Genomic DNA, 17,424 nt, shown 5'->3' with positions numbered 1-17,424 from the left:
GTCAACTTCCTCTTGCAGCCGGTGTCCACAGACACTTTTTCAAAAGCCTGTGGACATAGAAACAGCCCGAACGAGAGGATGTGTGCTGTTTCTATAACAAGCGTTTCACGCTCTTTTGCTGCGTACATACGTACCAGCAATGGGATTTACTCGACCTGCCGCCATTCCTCCGGAATGTCCTCCGGTACGTACGTACACGGCGAATCTCCGTAAAACCCATTTATATGAGGTCGTGCAATGGCTTCCACTCCCATGAATCCCCAAACCCGCCGTCCAGCAGAGTTGGTGATGTTGTTGCAATGCTCCAGATTGAATTTTCTGGCATTGGCAATCATGGCGTCGCTGAAGCTGCGGGCTTTCAGCGGTGCAAGGGAGTTTTCCTCGCACCACATCCGGTAGATTTCATAGAAATCCTTGGAGCTGATGGACGCATCCGCTTTGCACCGGATATATCCCTCTGATTCCATGAAATCAAAGATATTGTTGTTGTCACGCTTGACCGCTTCCCGATTTTCACGGATGCGGTCACTCTCCGTAAACTTAAAGTTGTTGGCAACAAGCCGCTGCAAGCCTTCAAATGCCCACAGGAAGATACCCTCGGCTTCAGCTTTCATCTTCTCTGCAAGATCAGGATCGTCAGCTCTGTCCACCTGCTTTTCCTTGGTGGTCAGCACAAGCTGTCTGCGATAAAATCCGTCGCTGCGGTCATACAAGGCTTGCAGATCACCGTTGCTGAATGCCAGCAATCGGGCGAACATCCAGCCCTGATAACTCTGCTTGCCTTTACGTTCCAAATCCATCTTGCCTTGTGCTGTCACGATGGATTTTACATAGTTGGTCTGGCGCAGAGCTTCCATCCGCATATCATCATCCACGCACAGGAGAATGTGTTCCAAATCGGCACGGGCGAAGCGGTTTTCAGAAATCTTGCCGATGCTGCCGTCTTTCATATTCGTGCCGAAGATGGTAGACAGTACCGCACCGATTTGAGATTTACCCTCGCCGCCGTTGCCTTTAATCACCATCATGCGCTGCCCCTTGTTGGAGGGAATCAGGCAATAGCCGATAAACTCCTGCAAAGTTGGAATGTCCTCGGCGTAAAGCAACCCATCCAGAAAGTTCAGCCAGATCACCGGCGCAGTAGCATCGGGATTGTAAGCAACCGGCAAACGGCTCCGCACGATAGCCGGTCTGCCCTCGGTAAATGTGCCGTTCAATAGCAGCGTACCGTTGGATAAATGAATCCGATCCTGCTCCGGTGGAAAGTCCGGCACTTGCGCTTCCAGTTTCAGCACTTCCAGAATGTTGGTGATCTTCCGGGGGATATTGTTTACGGCACAGAATTTCAGCTTGTCGTAAATCTCCCCACGCAGAGGAAGATCGTCCGTCACTCGACCATCGGGCGTGAAAAAAGCTCCGTTTGCGAAGATGATCCTGCGCTCTTGCAGAAATTCTTCACAAAACAGAGCTTCGTTGATGTTCTGCCCGTCAAACCACATGGGCAAGTTCATATCAGGCGTTTTCCGGTTCTTCGCCATGGTGCGCCACCTCCTTTTTCTTTTGTGCGGTATACTCTTGCAGAAAAGCAATTTTGCCGTCCTGCATCAGCTTGTCCACCAATGCCACCCGTTCTTCCAGATCACCCACCGTCAGCACATCTGCCATATATTCGATATGGCAGTGCATCTGGCAGGCTTCCACAAAACGGTCATCCAGAGCATCTTCCGGTGTCTTGGGAGCATAGCGCACTTTCCAATCTTCCAACAGATGCAAATAATCCGTCAGCACCCGGAAGCACAGCATTTCATCCTCCCGGAACTGACGGATATAGGGACGCTTCGGCTTGACCATAGCTGCGGCAGTGGGCGGTTTCGGGTCAAGCCCGAAGTCCAAAGCCAGCTTTTGCGCTGCTTCATAACTGCTCAGATTGAACAGCCTTGCCACAAGGTCGATCACATCCCCTTTGGCTCCGCAGCCGAAGCAGAAAAAATAGTCCTCATTCAGCTTCAAGCTCGGATGCCTGTCGTTGTGGAACGGGCAGCAAGCCATGCCGTTGTGGCTCACTTTCAGCCCGTAGTGTTCGGCGGCTTGCTTGACGCTGATTGCCGCCTTGATGGTTTCATAGATTGTCATAGAAAACCCTCCGTTCATAATATTCTGGAAAGCACGAAGCACCCGCCGTGATTGGCAGGTGCTTCGCTCCTTCTATTATGGTTATGACGGATTTTTCAAAAAACAGGCTAATGACAGGACAATCCTGTTTCAAAAAACAGGACAACTTATCTGAGGACGTAGATTTCTTCACATTTACATGATATAATTAGAAAAATGAAAAAACAGGACAGGAGGGCAAGCATGAATCAAGAATTGATGACATTGGATTTCTGGCAGGATACGGTCATATATGAGAGCAAAACATTTCCTGTCGGTACGCTTGCCTGTGATGCACTGAATGTTCCTGTGAATACCATTGCAAAAATAAACGAGCAATGCGAGAAAATCAATCTGCTGCTTGGAATATTAAACGCCGGACAGGATGCTTCTGCACTCTGTCCTATTGCAAAGGAAGCTGCTCTGACGATGCTCGATATTCTCAGTCAAACACCGCCGTTCTCCTATATGAATATCTCAAAGCACAGAGAACGGATTGAAAAAGTCTTTACTGTGGACAATGCGCTGAAATATGTGGAGTTTGCCATAAAAGCCGCAACCAATTCTTTGCAATTTGAAGAAATCCAGAACTTTACCGATGCGATGATGCTCCAACGCTATACCTCAGTTTTCGGGCATCTGGCATACTCCCTTGGGGAATACCAAACGGCCATGCTTGATTTTGCAGAAAAAACAGACGGCAACGAAGCAGACCGCACCGCAGAGGGTTTTGCAAAAATGTTCGGCAGCTATTTCCCGCCGGAGTTTTCCATCACGGAAGGCAATGCCTGGATGTCTACCCTGAACAATTCCGTTCAGTATGTATCCGTCATCCGTCCCGGCGAAAAAGTTGCGAAGCTGGTCAAGCGGATGCACTATGTATCCTTTGTAGGGATGTTCCGGTCTGATCTCTTTGAGGGCCTGTGTGTTGGTCATGCACCAAAGAAATGCAAAATCTGCGGCAAGTGGTTTCTGACCACCAACGCACGGCACACCAAATACTGTGGCGGCTATGCACCGGGGGACAAGCTGCACCGCACCTGTCGGCAGATCGGCAACCTGAAAGGCAGAGAACAACGGGAGCTTGCGGACGATCATCCGGTGAAACAGATTTATGAGAAACGGCTGAACACCATAAACCGCTATGTGAAGCGTGGTACTCTGGACGCTGATCTTGCAGAGGTTATGAAAAAGCTGGCAAAAGATAAGATGCTCCGGGCATTGAGCAATGTAGCCTATGCCAAGGGAGCTTATGAAAAAGAAATGGACCAGGCGGCTTTGAAAAAGGAAGCAAGTGCAAAAATATACAAAGAAAGGGACAAACATGAATAGAAAAGAACTTAGTCAGAATCATTGGAAATACTACTTAATGCTCGAAAAGCGTTTTGTTGAATCAATAGAGTTTGTAGAACTACATGAGGACAATTTTGATGCATTTTCTAACGGATATGCCCTCTTAATTCAAGCCATAGGGGCAGAGTTGGATACTGTATTCAAAGAGTTTTGCGGTTTCAATACAACGGATCGAAAAACGGTTGCAGACTATGCACAGTATATTTTGACCAACACACCGGATATAAAAAATCAAAAAATCAGTGTACAGGAATACGATATCGAAATACAACCGTTTATGAATTGGGATATTACCCAGCCCGCACAGTCGTTGCAATGGTGGGGAGCATTTACAGATGTCAAGCACAACCGCTATGAGCAGTTGAAGCAAGCAAAGCAGGAGAATGTACTAAATATCTTGGGAGCTTTGTATTTGATAGAAATGTTGTACTTGAAGAAAATCACTGATGGGACAGACGAATTTGATGTGTTTGATGAATCTTCCAACTTGTTTAGTTTGAAAAACTGGACTTCTAAGGCTGTGCCGCTGAGCCAAGCTTTTGCCGTGCTAAGTGATATGATGGACGACGAAAATAATACTACTAACAAAAAGTTCGATGCATAATTACTGTCGATATTGATAGAGAAAGAACCGAAAGGAGGTGCGCTATGCTGAGTGATTTTTCATGGGACATGACCGGATACATACCAAAACACGCTGTCAATCCGCACGGTGACGGCATCATTCCTTATGCGGCAGAGCGCATCTTCCAACTGGAACCGGAGCCTCCAGCGGTGGGCAATCTGAACGAATATATCCTGTCTGCCTTGCAGGAAAAGAATTTGATATATTTCTCATTCTTCCTACACCACTACGAGCCGCAGCTTAACAAGCGCATCAAAGACTTTCTCGGTGTGGATGGCGGCGATCTGTATGACACAGACCGATTTATAGATATAAAGCTCTCCTGCCGGGAGCAAATGCTCCAAAAGCTGATGGACTATGACCTTGCCAAGGGTGCAGAGTATGCTACATACATTTTCCCGTTCATCCGGGATGCTATGCTCCGTTTTCGCATGGGCGAAGAAAAATGGTCGGTGTCCTCTCTGACCAATTACAAAATGGTGCGGTCAATGGCTTGGCTGTACCACAATACCAAGGATGCGGTCAACGAATTTTCCAAGAAATACAACTGCGATCTTGCCCTTGCGGAAGAATATCTGAAAGTTGTCCGTGGAATCCGCAATCAGCAGCCATTCTATGTGACAGACGAGAACGGCGAGGAAACAGGCGAGGATGTAGCCCTTGACGATAGCTGGAACTATACCGATATCCTCTGGAACGGCATACAGGCAGAAAAGGTGCAGCGGGCATTTGAGAAACTGAATTACCGGGAACAGACCTTGCTTGAAAAACGGTTAGCAATTTGCATGACCTGTGGGCGTGTCAGCTCATGGAAAGACCGCCCCACCTTTGAAGAACTGGCGGTTATGTTTGAGGGCAGTACAGCCAGCGGTGCAGAACGAGCCTACCGAAAAGCAGTGGACAAGTTGACGGAATTGTTGGTTGCCGAGGGCGCAATCCATGCAGTCCGGCTAAAACAGAAATCCAAGATCAAGCGAAAAAAGAAAATCGCCGCCGCAATCTACGAATATCAGGCAGACTGCGACGGCGAATGGGGCGAAATATCATTAGATTTTGAGAACGGCAAGGCAGAGGTCATTTTGCTTGCCGATTGGGATACAGTGAAAACAAACAAATTTGCAAGCAGAGCAATCGCCTATCTTCTGAACTGTGAGAACGAAAAATTGCCCAAGGAAATAATGGTGGTATTTGAATAACGAGGGAGTGAGATATATGGAGCAATTACTGATTGTTGAAGATGATATCGGCTTGAATCAAGGCTTATGCAAAGCGCTGAAAGCAGATGACCGCCAGATTATATCCTGCCATGATCTAAAAGCGGCAAGAGAGCAATTGCTTTGCGGCGGTGTATCCCTGATCCTGTTGGATATCAATCTGCCGGATGGCAGTGGGCTTGAGCTGCTCCGGGAGGTCAAGGAAAACATACCCGGAGTTCCTGTTATTCTGCTGACTGCCAACGACACCGATCTGGACATCGTAGACGGACTGGAGAGAGGTGCTGATGATTACATTACCAAGCCCTTTTCTCTTTCGGTTTTGCGGGCAAGGGTGAATACCCAACTGCGAAAGCAAGCGTCAAGCCATAAAAATGCGCCGATCCATATGGATCTATTTCACTTTGACTTTGAGGCTATGACCTTTTATGTGGGAGATTCAAAAGTGGAATTGAGTAAAACAGAACAAAAATTACTGCGCCTGCTTGTTGAAAACCGAGGCCGAACCATGACCCGTGGAGACCTTGTCGACCGGGTCTGGACAGATGGCGCAGAATATGTGGATGAAAATGCTTTGTCTGTTACGATCAAGCGTCTGAGGGATAAGCTTGGCGCACAGAAATACATTAAAACCGTCTATGGAATCGGTTATAGCTGGGTGACAAAAGATGAATAAAACCGGCATTGTGATCATACTGCTGTGTTTTCTGGCGGCGGCAGCTGTTGTGTTATGGGAGCGGAGAAAGGCCAGAAAAACGATGGAAGAAATCGAAAGAATGCTGGACGCTGCCATGACCGGCTCCTTTTCTGAAACCAATTTTGATGAAAGCCAGCTATCTGCATTGGAAACGAAGTTTGCGCACTATCTTTCCGCCGCAGAAGCATCTTCTCAAAACATAGCGCAGGAAAAAGACAAAATCAAAACCTTGATTGCGGACATCTCCCACCAGACAAAAACGCCGATTGCAAACCTGCTGTTATACAGCGAGCTTTTGATGGAGGAAACTCTGCCTGCATCGGCGAAGGCAAATGTGGAGGCGCTGTACAAACAATCGGAAAAGCTGCGATTTCTGATCGATTCTCTCGTAAAGCTTTCCAGACTGGAAAACGGGATCATTTCACTCTCCCCCCAGCCGACAGCGCTGCAGCCGCTGCTTGAAAGTGTGGTAGAACAATATACTGCCAAGGCTTCTGAAAAAGGATTGTCTTTGCAAATGCAGGATACAGATGCTTTTGCTGTATTCGACTTCAAATGGACAGCGGAAGCGCTGGCTAATATCGTAGACAACGCCATCAAATATACAGAGCATGGCACCATTACTATTTCTGCCGTAAGCTATGAAATGTTTGCAAGGATCGATATATCGGATACCGGTTCAGGCATCCCGGAAAGTGAGCAAGCGAAGATATTTGCTCGCTTTTACCGCTCAAATAGTGTGCAGAAACAAGAAGGGGTCGGCATCGGCTTATACCTTGCCCGACAGATCATATCCGGCGAGGGCGGTTATATCAAGTTTGCTTCCGTTCCGGGAAAAGGAAGTACGTTTTCCATATTTCTGCCGAAATAACAACAATTCTATCAAAACTGTTAGATTTCATTTTCCGCCGGAAAGAATGTGGAAAGATTCCTATGCGATAATCTGTATGTATCAAAGGATCATTTCCTTTCATACATACAGATTTTTTCATGGAGGTACTCATTTATGGAAGTTTTACAGGCAAAAAACCTGAAAAAGATTTATGGCTCCGGCAATAACGCAGTTCATGCGTTGGATGGAGTTGATTTAAGTGTAAAGAAGGGCGAATTTGTTGCAATTGTCGGCACATCCGGCTCCGGCAAATCCACGCTGCTGCACATGCTGGGCGGGCTGGATCGCCCTACAAGCGGCACGGTCATGGTGGACGGACAGGATATTTTCTCCCTAAAGGAGGAAGCGCTGACCATCTTCCGCCGCAGGAAAATCGGCTTTGTGTTCCAAGCATATAATCTTGTTCCGGTGCTGAATGTGTATGAAAATATTGTTCTACCCATTGAGCTGGACGGTGGCAAGGTCAATAAGGATTTCGTACAGCAGATTGTACAGACCCTTGGGCTAGATGACCGTCTGGATGCGCTGCCCAATCAGCTCTCAGGCGGTCAACAGCAGCGAGTAGCCATTGCCCGTGCGCTGGCGGCAGCACCCGCTATCATTCTGGCAGATGAACCCACCGGCAATCTGGATTCCAAAACCAGCCAGGATGTATTGAGCCTTTTGAAAGTCACCAGTCAAAAGTTCGCCCAGACAATCGTAATGATCACTCACAACGAAGAAATTGCGCAGATGGCAGACCGCATTATCCGTATCGAAGATGGTCGGATCGTCTCCCAGAACTAACGGGAGGTGGCTACGATGAATGTCAAAAACAGAAAATGTATTCGAAAGCTCAGCTTAAAATCTCTTTATGCGAACCGTCGCCGCAATCTGATCGCCATTTTTGCCATTGCGCTGACAACGCTGCTATTTACGTCCATGTTCACCATTGTCTTGTCGTTGAACGCCAGCTATGAAACCTACCAGTTTCGGCAGGTAGGCGGCTATGCACACGGCACCTTTAAGGATGTTTCCCCCGAGCAGGCGGAACGTATCGCCGCCCACCCGAAGGTAAAGTCTGCGGGGGCACGGAAGGTGATCGGCATCACTGCGGATGGTGTCTTTTCCAAAACGCCGGCAGAGATCAGCTACATGGATGCCAACTGCACCAAATGGAGCTATGCCACCCCTACTACCGGACGGATGCCCGAAAGCGGCAAAGAGGTGACCATGGATACGGCAGCGTTGCAGCTGCTTGGCGTGACGCCGGAACTGGGCGCAGAGGTCACGGTTTCCTATTCCATCATGGACAAGGATCAAACCGCCTTTACTGTAACAGATACCTTTACGCTGGTGGGCTATTGGGACTATGATGAACTAATGCCTGTTCATTACATCAACATCAGCCGTGATTACGCAGATGATATCGAAGCGCAGGCAGTGAAAACAGGTTTACAGCCCTTCCGCACTGACCTGAATGTCATGATGGCTTCCAGTACAAACATTCAAGGGCAGATGGAGCAGGTGGATACCGATCTCGGCTACACATGGGACAGCTATACCGATCCCAACAGCGTCCGGATCGGCGTCAACTGGGGATATACCTCATCCCAGCTGGAGTCGCATCTCGATCCGGAACTTGTGATCGCCATAGCAGCTTTTTTGCTGCTGGTGATTTTCACCGGGTATCTTATCATCTATAACATTTTCCAGATCTCTGTTGCGGGGGATATCCGGTTTTACGGGCTTCTGAAAACCATTGGCACAACGCCCCGGCAGCTCAAACGCATCATTCGCCAGCAGGCACTTCTGCTTTGTCTGATCGGCATTCCGGCGGGGCTGCTGTTGGGCTATGGCATTGGCGCTGTTCTGGTGCCTGTTGTCTTGCGCTCCACCCAGTTGGATGCGGGCATCACCACCATCAGCACTTCGCCTGTGATCTTTGTTGGCTCCGTGCTGTTTGCCCTGCTGACGGTGCTTTTGTCCTGCTCCAAGCCCGGGAAAATGGCAGCCAGGGTTTCTCCGGTGGAGGCTACCAAATATACAGATGCGATGCAGACCAAGAAAAAACAGCGCAGCACCCGGGGAGCGAAGCTCCATCAGATGGCCTTTGCCAATCTGGGACGAAACAAAAAAAAGACGGTGCTGGTGGTGGTGTCTCTGGCACTGTCGGTGACGCTGTTCAATGCACTGTGTGCCTTTGTGGGCGGCTTCAGCATGGAGAAGTATGTATCCTTCATGACCTGCGCCGATTTTATCGTCAGCACGCCCGACTATTTCCGTTACAACCCGGCAGATGAATTCATCACGCCGGAACAGATCGAAGAGATCGCAGCAAATACAAAGTCCAGTCTTTCCGGCACGGGATATGCTGTGCGAAAACCCGTATATCTTTGGATGACGGAGGATGCTCTGCGGCAGGACTATGCAAGGTACGAAAGTGCTGAGCAGTTGGACAGCCATATGAGCCGCATGGAGCACCGGGGCGATATGGTGATGGGAGATACCAGAATCGAGGCTCTGGATAACAGCCTGTTTGACAAGCTGCAAGTGTTCGACGGAGATATTTCTCCTATGCTGGAGCCAAACAATAACGCTATTGCCATTGCGGTTTCCTTAGATGACTACGGTAATCTGCCCAATCCTGAATACTACCCCAAGGTGGGAGACACGATCACCGCCACCTATGCGGACGATGTGAAATATATCGACAGCCGCACCGGGGAACTCCGCACCGAAGATACACCGGAGGAGTACTTTCAGGAAAAACTGTATGGAGCCAGAGATGTAGAGTACACGGTCTGCGCCTTGGTAGAGCTTCCGTATTCCATGAGTTATCGTTATGGTGGTATTGGATATGAGACAGTTTTGTCTGTGGATACCGCACAGAGGGACAGCGGCGGTGCGGCCATTCCGATGCTCTACCTGTTCGACACAGCAGACGACGCAGACGAGGCCGAAGCAGAGCAATATCTATCGAAGCTCACTGCCGGTGTGTTTTCACCCTTGATGTATGAAAGCAAGGCCACGGCTCGCTCTGAGTTTGCTCAGTTCCGGCAGATGTTCCTTCTGGTAGGTGGTATCCTCTGTGCTATCATCGGGCTGGTGGGACTCTTAAATTTCTTCAACGCCATGATGACCAGTATTCTTTCCCGCCGCCGTGAATTTGCTGTGCTTCAGGCTGTAGGAATGACGAACCGGCAGCTCAAAACCATGCTGATCTACGAGGGATTGTTTTACGCAATGTCCTCCGTATCGGCGGCCTTTATTCTGTCGCTGGCGGTGGGACCTCTTGCAGGAAAAATGCTGGGCAGTATGTTCTGGTTCTTTGAGTATCGATTCACCATTCTGCCTGTCCTGCTGACAATTCCGGTATTTCTTCTGCTGGGGTGGCTGATTCCTTGCATGATGTATGACAATGCAGCGAAATGCAGTGTTGTAGAGCAATTAAGGGATGCTCAATAACTGTTAAGCAAAAAACGGCCCTCTGCCAAGGAAAAGGCAGAGGGCTGAGTTTTAATCTAAGGGTTTACATTCAGTTACCGTTTTTAGATAAATTTCGGGATCACCGTTCAAGATCAAGTCTGCATATCCAACCGGATCATTGTAGATTAGATAATCCAGTTCTGACCGTTGATACATATTGTCAGCAACCTCATTCTCCACGGCGATGGTATCAATGGCAATCATGCTGCCATCTAAAAATTTCAGTTCCACACAAGCGGTATCCATGTTAAACTCACAAGAAATCAATCTATCCATAAGAAACCTCCATTTTGCGGGATGTTAGATCATCCCAAAATATTTGAATGCTTCTCGGATTGCTTTCTCTTTTTCCTGCGGACACTGGGGCTGTCTGGAATCCTCGGACTTCGGCAGATTATAGTTCTTACCAACCCCAATCCCACATTTTCGTTTAATCTGTGAGATATAGAGGTTGGACACCTTTAACCCGGTATGCTCCAACACATACTCCTTGATCTGCGGATAGGTTGCCCCATCCTGAAATTCGGACATATCCATATCTTCCAAAGAGAACTCAACCCGAATCTTTTTCGAGTCGACCTCACCCTTGGAAAGCAAGACAATCGTCTCGCAATGCCGTGTTCTTGGAAATAGATCCACCGGCTGCACCTTCTCTGCGTGATATCCATTTTGTTCCAGCCATGCAGCATCTCTTGCGGCGGTGGCGGGGTTGCAGCTGACGTAGACCACCCGGCGGGGAGACATGCGCACGACAGCGGAAAGGGTGGCTTCGTCGCAGCCCTTGCGGGGCGGGTCCAGCATTACGATGTCCGGTTGAAGGCCCTCAGCGGCAAGGCGGGTGGCGGCCTGACCGGCATCTGCGCAGAAAAATCGGCTCTTTGCGGCCACATCTGCACCCATGCGGGCAGCGTTAGCCTTGGCACTTTCAATGGCTTCCGGTACGATCTCCACACCGATCAGCTCACGGCAGTGCGCTGCCATGGAAAGACCAATGGTGCCCATGCCGCAGTAGAGGTCCAGCAGCAGGTCGTCCGGGGTAAGCTGAGCATACTGGGCGGCAATGCCGTAAAGCTGCTCGGCAGCAAGGGTATTGACCTGATAGAAGGAAAGCGGGCCAAGCTGCACCGGAACACCGCACAGGGTGTCTTCAATATACCCCTGCCCATACAGGGTGTGGGTCTCGGTGCCAAGGATCACGTTGGTGTTTTTAGCATTTACGTTCAGCAGGATCGTGGTGATCTCTGCAAATTGAGCTTTCAGCCGGGTGCAAAGCTCTTCAGCGGAGGGCAGCTTGGCACGGGTGCAGACAAGGCAGACCATGATCTGGCTACTGTGAGCGCCGCGCCGCAGAAAGATATGACGCACAAGGCCCCTGCCGGTCTCCTCGCTGTACGGCTGGATGCCCTTTTCTGCAAAAAAAGCGCACAATACGTTGCCGATCTCATTCAGCACACCGGGCTGCAGGCGGCAGTCCGGGCAGGGGACGATACGATGGGTGCGCCCGGCGTAGAAGCCGATACAGGGCTTACCGCTTTTGTCCACGCCCACCGGGAACTGCACCTTATTGCGGTAGCGGTTCACTTCCGGCGAACCCACAATGGGCAGCACAGGCACATCCAATCCTCCGATGCGGGCAAAGGCATCTGCAACATTCTCCTGCTTGGCGCGCAGCTCGGCAGCATAGTCCAGATGCCGCAGGCTGCAGCCGCCGCAGGGGCCTGCCACGGCACAATCCACCGGGATACGGTCCGGCGAAGGAGTGAGCACCTCGTCCAGAATACCGAAGGCGTAGCGCTTGCAGTCCTTAACGATGCGCACCCGGGCTTCGTCGCCGGGGGCGGCACCGGGAATAAACACGGTCTCACCGTCGGGGCTGTGTGCTACGCCGCTGCCATCGCTGGAAAGACGCTCTACGCGCAGGGTGAGAACTTGATTTTTCTGTAAGGGCATGAAGGGTCTCCTTTACTGGTGGTCGGGGCCGTCGGCGGGAGCATCAGCCTGCGCCGCAAAATACTTGCTGGGCGGCACGCCCTTGGCGCGCTTGAATACCCGCGAGAAATAGAACTGATCAAAGAAGCCTACCGACACCGCGACCTCGGCAATGGAAAGGTTGCCTGCGCGCAGCAGCTTGCAGGCTTCGTTGATGCGGTATTCGGTAAGATAATCGATGGGGCTTTTGCCTACGTTCAGCATGAACACGCGGTACAGGTGACTGCGGGAGACACCTACGCTTTTTGCCACATCATCAATGGAAATATCGTGTGAATAATTGAACTGGATGTACTTGATGGCGTTGAGCACATACTGGCTGGAAGAGGAAGCCGTGTGCGGTTTGCCAGCGCTGGTCTCCTTCATCAGAGAAGCGATGAAGAGATAAAGGTAGCCCACCATGGCGGCTTCATCCTGCGGCTGCAGCCCGCGGGAGGAATAAATGTTGGCCAGAGCAGCACGCATCCCATCGGGGTCGTGGGTGTGATGCACCGGCGAGTCGTCGGTGAAGGGAAGCTGCGCGGCCAGTTTGTGGGCACACGCACCGTTGAAGCCTACCCAGCTGTACTCCCAAGGCTGCTGCTCATCGGCAGTATACCGGATCAGCTGGCTTGGCCGGGCAAAAAACAGCTGACCCTGGCTCACTTCCCAAGTGCGTCCGCCCACCTCGAATACGCCCTTGCCGGAAAGTACCAGATGGATCAGGTAATGGTCGCGGATACCCGGTCCCCATGTTTGGCCCGGAGCACAGCGTTCGATGCCGCAATTGAAGATGGAAAGCTCAATATTATTGGTATAATTTTGTTTGAAGGATTGCTTATATACATCTGCCATAGCCGCGTTTCCTCCGCTCTGTCACGTTGCGGGCAGCTTTGTGCCCGATCTTTGGTATAGTATACCACACATCTGCCCGCAAATTCAACAAAAGTACATCTTATTCTTTGAACTGGGTGCCAAAATTCGCGTTTTTTCAGCGTTGGAAATTGAAAAAAGCGGTTGGATGCATTACAATAGACGTAACATACCCATCTATCCCAAAGCAGCATATTGAGGGAGGAATCGTTATGGCAAACAGTGCGCAGCTCCGAAATGAGATCGCGGCGGGCAAATGGGACGATAAGCTCCGGGCACTGTATGGCGATGCGGCGCAGGAAATCTGCCGGCAGCGGGCACGCTACTGTGCTGCGCTGGAACAGTTTGAGCTGTACTTTGGGCCGGGCAGGCAGGTGCAGGTTTATTCGGCACCGGGCCGCGCAGAGCTGGGCGGCAACCACACCGACCACCAGCACGGTTATGGCCTTGCGGCGGCTGTCACGCTGGATCTTGTGGCCGTGGCTGCGCACAATACAGACGGCTACGTGCGGGTCAAATCCCGCGGGTTCAACAAGCTGGATGTGATCGACCTGACCGTGGAGGGGCCGCAGGAAGGGGAGAGCACCCACTCGGCCAGCCTGATCCGCGGCATTGCCGAGGGCTTCCGCGCGGCAGGCAAAGCGGTGGGCGGTTTTGATGCATACACGGCCAGTGATGTGCTGCGCGGCAGCGGCCTTTCCAGCTCTGCTGCCTTTGAAATGGGCATGGCTGCCATCTGGAACGGAGAATATGGCTGCGGTCTGGCCCCGGCGGAGCTGGCAAAGATCTGTCAGTATGCGGAGAATACCTATTTTGGCAAGCCCAGCGGCCTGCTGGATCAGCTGACCAGCGCAGTGGGCGGCATTATCTTTGCGGATTTTGCAGACCCCCAGCAGCCGGTTCTGGAAAAGATCCACGCCGACGGCCTGCTGCCGCCGGGCATGAGCCTGTGCGTTACCGATACGCGCGACAGCCACAGCGAATTGACCGGTGAGTTTGCAGCCATCCGGCAGGAGATGGAGCAGATCGCAGCGTTTCTTGGCAAAAAGGTGCTGGGACAGGTGACGGAGAGCGCATTCTGGGCAGCACTGCCTGCGCTGCGCAAAGCCTGCGGCGACCGCGCGGTGCTGCGCGCCATCCACTATTTTGAAGAGAACGCTCGCACCCTTGCCCAGAGGGACGCGCTGCAGGCCGGACAGTTTGATGCCTTTGCAGCGCTGGTGCTGGAAAGCGGACGCGCATCCTTTGCGCTATGCCAGAATGTCTACTGCAGCACCGATGTGCGGCATCAGGGGCTTTCGGTGGCACTGGCGCTGAGCCAGAGTATCCTGCAGGGAAGCACGGGAGCCTGGCGGATGCAGGGCGGCGGCTTTGCAGGCACCATTCAGGCGTATGTTCCCCAGAGCCTGCTGGAACGCTATCACAGCGAGATCGAGCGGGTATTCGGCAAGGGCAGCTGCTACATTCTGCGTCTGCGGGAGCAGGGGGCAGTGAAAGTGATCTGAAAATAAAAACGCATCTGCAAGATTTTGCAGATGCGTTTTTTGCTATGCTTTATACTGCTGGGGAAGTTCAGAAAACCGGTTTCGGGCCGGGAGCGGACTGAGCCTGCTCTTTCTCTTCTTCCCGGCGCTGCTGATCCGAGATATACTGCACCATGTCCCGCTCCTCGTGGGAAAAATGGAACAGGTCTGCGATGGTATCGTAGGCGCTCACCACGAAGTTGAAGCCTGTCTTTACCACATTGAACAGCAGCATGGGCACAAAGGTGAAAGAAAGTGAGATCAATCCGCCGCTAAAGAAAAGATCGTCCAGACGCAGATTGCTGAAGAAAAGATCCAGCGCATCGCCCAGCGGCCCGCCGCCGGAAATACTGCGCAGCTCTTCTTCGGAAACAGAAATATATGAATGCGGCATCTGAAGGTTTTTCATGGAGAAAGCTCCTTTCTGACAAGATCGTTCCGGGAATGAAATCAAACTCAGGCGGCAGCGGTTCCCTCGGCCTGAGCGGCATCAAAGCTCGGCATGGGGTTCACGATCTGATCGTAGATGCTTGTAACGGTACGAATGACGTTCATGACCTGCGAATAGACATAGACACCGGCCAGACCGGCAACGCCCACAGAAGCGATACGGCTCCAGGTGTTCATCTTATCCCAGGTGTGATAGAAGGTGCCGGACAGGCTCAGACCATTCGACAGACCGGACTGCACACGGCCTGCGATGTACCGGAAGGAATAGTTGGTCATCAGCACGAACAGGTTGATCGCTGCATTCTGGCAGAATGTAGCAAACTGATCGGTGTTGAAATAAATATCGTGATTAAAGGCTGAGCCAAGGTAGATGGACTGACCGCCATCCAGATAGGTCATTTCCTCTTCGGAGATAACGGCATAGGAAGCCGGTAAAAGCATGGTATTCTGATTGGGATGATCCACGGTGGAAGAACTCCTTTCCGTAATGGAATCTGCACAAAGGCAGACAATAATACTATCTGAATTGTAACATAACTGTGTCCAAATAACAAGAGCAGAGATGCGCAAAATCATGATACATTTGTGAACAAACTGTTACGGAAAGACGACAAAATCACGGATATCAGCCCAAAAATGCGCAATATGTCCATAATCTGGTCCTGAAAAAATGTTCTGTAGAAAAAGCAAAAGCGCCTGCACATTCCGAGTGCAGACGCTTTTACGAGGAGAAAATGATCGGGGAATTACTGTGCCCGTTCGTAGAGCACGGTCAGCTGCGCAATGTGCCCGGCCAGTGCTTCCGGCAGGGGACAGGTGAGCCGCCACTGCCAGTTGGAGCCTTGGGTGCTGGGAGTGTTGATGCGGGCCTCACTGCCCAGATGCAGCCAATCCGCCAGAGGGATCACAGCGGTATCCGATACACTGGCAAGGCAGGCACAGATCATGGCCTCGGTCAGCTCTTCCGGCTGGCAGCGCAGGTAGCGGCAGGCATAGGCCACATCCTCGGCACTGGCGTTGGTACGCCAGCCTTCGGTGGTCACATTGTCGTGGGTGCCGGTGTACACCACGCTGTTGCGGTGGTAGGTGTGGGGCAGGTAATTGCCGGATTCCCGGCTGTCAAAGGCAAACTGCATGATCTTCATGCCCGGGTAGCCGCTGGCAGAAAGCATGGCCTTGACCTCCGGAGTCAGGTAGCCAAGATCCTCGGCAATGATGCCGCCCTCGCCAAGGTTTTCGTGCATGGCGTTGATAAAATCGAGGTCAGGGCCTTTTTCCCAGTGACCGCCCGCCGCCGTTTTGTTCCCGGCGGGAATGGAGTAATAGCTCTCGAAGCCGCGGAAGTGGTCGATGCGCACCACATCGTAAATGGAGGTGGCGTGCTTCATGCGCTGCTTCCACCACGCAAAGCCGGTGGCTTTGTGCGTGGGCCAGTCATACAGGGGGTTGCCCCACAGCTGGCCGTCTGCTGCAAAGGCGTCCGGCGGGCATCCGGCCACCTGGGTCAGATGCATTTCTCCGTCGGTCTGGAACAGCTCCGGGTGGGTCCACAGATCGCTGGAATCCGGGCTGACATAGATGGGAATATCGCCCACCAGACGGACGCCCTTGCCGTTGGCGTAAGCCTTCAGGGCGTTCCACTGGGTGTAGAAGAAGAATTGCACCGCCTTGTAGTAATCCACCGCACCGGCGAGACGCTGTTTTGCGGCAGCAATGGCTTCCGGTTTGCGGCAGCGCAGGTCATCCGGCCAGTCGGCAAGGCCGGCCTGCCCCTGTTCGGCCTTGACAGCCATAAACAGGGCGTAATCCTCCAGCCAGAAGCTCTGCGCCTCGCAGAAGGCTTCATAGGAGGGGGAGGGGGCTGCCAGCAGGCGGTCGGCTGCCTTTTTCAGGATCACAGGCCGTTCGTTGTACAGTGCGCCGTAGTCGATGGGGCCTACAGGCCGTGCGGCGGGCACTTCATCGGCCGTCAGCAGACCGACGTCGGCCAGCAGGCGGTAGTCAATGAAGTAGGGGTTACCGGCAAAGGCGGAAAAGCTCTGATAAGGGCTGTCGCCGTAGCCGGTGGGGCCGATGGGCAGGATCTGCCAGTAGGTCTGCTTTGCATCGGCCAGAAAATCCACGAATGCAAAGGCCTCTTTTCCCAGCGTACCGATGCCAAAAGGCCCCGGCAGACTGAAAACGGGCATCAAAATGCCGCTTGCACGCAT

The 17,424-nt window shown here is 51.8% G+C and carries 16 protein-coding genes; 8 read left to right on the top strand and 8 right to left on the bottom strand.

Annotated features, from left to right (window positions below; translation table 11 throughout):
• Positions 1-146: 146 nt before the first annotated feature.
• Both ACGHP1_RS09260 and ACGHP1_RS09255 read right to left on the bottom strand, forming a co-directional pair.
• Positions 147-1,538: a phage/plasmid primase, P4 family gene (locus ACGHP1_RS09260; protein WP_118622915.1), complete on the bottom strand. Its 1,392-nt coding sequence runs from the start codon at positions 1,536-1,538 to the stop codon at positions 147-149.
• Entirely contained in the window at positions 1,513-2,133 is a 621-nt protein-coding gene (locus tag ACGHP1_RS09255) for a CHC2 zinc finger domain-containing protein (RefSeq protein WP_055269999.1), read from the bottom strand. Before ACGHP1_RS09255 ends, ACGHP1_RS09260 begins: the two co-directional genes overlap by 26 nt.
• A gap of 222 nt (positions 2,134-2,355) precedes the next feature.
• On the opposite strand from ACGHP1_RS09255, the gene ACGHP1_RS09250 reads away from it, so the two are divergent.
• The 7 genes from ACGHP1_RS09250 to ACGHP1_RS09220 all read left to right on the top strand — a co-directional run bounded on the left by ACGHP1_RS09250 (position 2,356) and on the right by ACGHP1_RS09220 (position 10,379).
• A complete protein-coding gene (locus tag ACGHP1_RS09250) occupies positions 2,356-3,483 on the top strand; it encodes a DUF6076 domain-containing protein (RefSeq protein WP_177822605.1) in 1,128 nt (375 codons plus the stop codon).
• Positions 3,476-4,108: a hypothetical protein gene (locus ACGHP1_RS09245; protein ID WP_021683574.1), complete on the top strand. Its 633-nt coding sequence runs from the start codon at positions 3,476-3,478 to the stop codon at positions 4,106-4,108. The genes ACGHP1_RS09250 and ACGHP1_RS09245 overlap by 8 nt, the downstream gene beginning before the upstream one ends.
• A gap of 44 nt (positions 4,109-4,152) precedes the next feature.
• On the top strand, positions 4,153-5,325 hold the full coding sequence (locus ACGHP1_RS09240; RefSeq protein ID WP_055269996.1) for a hypothetical protein: 1,173 nt from the start codon (positions 4,153-4,155) through the stop codon (positions 5,323-5,325).
• A gap of 16 nt (positions 5,326-5,341) precedes the next feature.
• Positions 5,342-6,019, top strand: coding sequence for a response regulator transcription factor (locus ACGHP1_RS09235; RefSeq protein ID WP_055269994.1), 678 nt, complete (start codon positions 5,342-5,344; stop codon positions 6,017-6,019).
• Positions 6,012-6,911 (top strand): sensor histidine kinase, encoded by a 900-nt coding sequence (locus tag ACGHP1_RS09230; protein ID WP_390509120.1) that lies wholly within the window; start codon positions 6,012-6,014, stop codon positions 6,909-6,911. Before ACGHP1_RS09235 ends, ACGHP1_RS09230 begins: the two co-directional genes overlap by 8 nt.
• Before the next feature lie 135 nt (positions 6,912-7,046).
• Positions 7,047-7,718 (top strand): ABC transporter ATP-binding protein, encoded by a 672-nt coding sequence (locus ACGHP1_RS09225; RefSeq protein WP_006858253.1) that lies wholly within the window; start codon positions 7,047-7,049, stop codon positions 7,716-7,718.
• A gap of 15 nt (positions 7,719-7,733) precedes the next feature.
• Positions 7,734-10,379 (top strand): ABC transporter permease, encoded by a 2,646-nt coding sequence (locus ACGHP1_RS09220; RefSeq protein ID WP_390509117.1) that lies wholly within the window; start codon positions 7,734-7,736, stop codon positions 10,377-10,379.
• A 51-nt stretch (positions 10,380-10,430) separates the two neighbouring features.
• On the opposite strand, the gene ACGHP1_RS09215 is transcribed toward ACGHP1_RS09220, so the two are convergent.
• Genes ACGHP1_RS09215 through ACGHP1_RS09205 form a run of 3 tightly spaced genes read right to left on the bottom strand, consistent with a single transcriptional unit; the run spans position 10,431 to position 13,223 of the window.
• On the bottom strand, positions 10,431-10,676 hold the full coding sequence (locus ACGHP1_RS09215) for a DUF6061 family protein (RefSeq protein WP_021683568.1): 246 nt from the start codon (positions 10,674-10,676) through the stop codon (positions 10,431-10,433).
• Positions 10,677-10,700: 24 nt separating this feature from the next.
• Positions 10,701-12,350 (bottom strand): 23S rRNA (uracil(1939)-C(5))-methyltransferase RlmD, encoded by a 1,650-nt coding sequence (gene rlmD / locus ACGHP1_RS09210; RefSeq protein WP_390509115.1) that lies wholly within the window; start codon positions 12,348-12,350, stop codon positions 10,701-10,703.
• A 12-nt stretch (positions 12,351-12,362) separates the two neighbouring features.
• Entirely contained in the window at positions 12,363-13,223 is an 861-nt protein-coding gene (locus ACGHP1_RS09205; RefSeq protein WP_005939008.1) for an AraC family transcriptional regulator, read from the bottom strand.
• 230 nt (positions 13,224-13,453) lie between these two features.
• On the opposite strand from ACGHP1_RS09205, the gene ACGHP1_RS09200 reads away from it, so the two are divergent.
• Positions 13,454-14,746, top strand: coding sequence for a galactokinase (locus ACGHP1_RS09200; RefSeq protein ID WP_390509113.1), 1,293 nt, complete (start codon positions 13,454-13,456; stop codon positions 14,744-14,746).
• Positions 14,747-14,813: 67 nt separating this feature from the next.
• Here the strand turns inward: ACGHP1_RS09200 and ACGHP1_RS09195 are convergent, their stop codons facing one another.
• The 3 genes from ACGHP1_RS09195 to malQ all read right to left on the bottom strand — a co-directional run bounded on the left by ACGHP1_RS09195 (position 14,814) and on the right by malQ (position 17,424).
• Complete coding sequence (locus ACGHP1_RS09195; RefSeq protein WP_005939003.1) at positions 14,814-15,173, bottom strand: hypothetical protein; 360 nt, start codon at positions 15,171-15,173, stop codon at positions 14,814-14,816.
• A 47-nt stretch (positions 15,174-15,220) separates the two neighbouring features.
• Complete coding sequence (locus tag ACGHP1_RS09190) at positions 15,221-15,679, bottom strand: hypothetical protein (RefSeq protein ID WP_097777666.1); 459 nt, start codon at positions 15,677-15,679, stop codon at positions 15,221-15,223.
• A 281-nt stretch (positions 15,680-15,960) separates the two neighbouring features.
• The gene (gene malQ / locus ACGHP1_RS09185; RefSeq protein WP_390509110.1) at positions 15,961-17,424 is read right to left on the bottom strand and encodes a 4-alpha-glucanotransferase; all 1,464 of its coding nucleotides are present in this window, start codon (positions 17,422-17,424) and stop codon (positions 15,961-15,963) included.

The sequence above is a fragment of the Faecalibacterium sp. i21-0019-B1 genome, assembly GCF_042852915.1.
Classification (GTDB): domain Bacteria; phylum Bacillota; class Clostridia; order Oscillospirales; family Ruminococcaceae; genus Faecalibacterium; species Faecalibacterium taiwanense.
The sequence above is the reverse complement of the archived record's forward strand: the minus strand, read 5'-3'. Positions and strand labels throughout refer to the sequence as shown.